This is a genomic window from Scandinavium hiltneri, from assembly GCF_024764835.1.
GTDB lineage: Bacteria > Pseudomonadota > Gammaproteobacteria > Enterobacterales > Enterobacteriaceae > Scandinavium > Scandinavium hiltneri.
This window is the reverse complement of sequence record NZ_JALIGE010000030.1, coordinates 1-443: the sequence shown is the minus strand read 5'-3', so window position 1 is coordinate 443 and position 443 is coordinate 1. Positions and strand designations below refer to the sequence as shown.

The 443-nt window shown below is 47.9% G+C and carries 1 protein-coding gene; it reads right to left on the bottom strand.

Annotation, left to right across the window (positions count from 1 at the left end; translation table 11 throughout):
• Window positions 1–38 precede the first annotated feature (38 nt).
• Window positions 39–443: integrase core domain-containing protein (locus MUU47_RS00125; protein WP_258986108.1), on the bottom strand; the 405-nt coding region annotated here is incomplete at its 5' end.

Here is a 443-nt window from a genome sequence, read left to right as displayed (position 1 = left end):
GGTAATCCCCCCATTTTTAACGGAGGTGATAAATAGAATCAGGTCATGCGTTGAATATGCTGCATCGGCGTGAAGCCATTTAATGCCATATTTGGTCGTTCGTGATTATAAAACCATTGCCACTGCGTGGCATAGCCCTGCAATTCGTCCAGTGAGCTAAACAGGTGCTGTCCCAGCCAGTCATAACGTACCGTCCGGTTATAGCGTTCAATATAAGCATTCTGCTGAGGTTTACCTGGCTGAATAAAACGAAGCGTTATATTCTGCCGCGCTGCCCATGACGTCAGTATCTTTCCGGTATATTCCGGACCATTGTCACACCGAATAGCGGCAGGTTTCCCCTTCCATTCAATGAGTTGCTCCAGTGTTCTGACGACACGACTTGCCGGCAGGGAAAAATCCACATCAATGGCCAGAGCCTCTCGATTAAAGTCATCGATGAC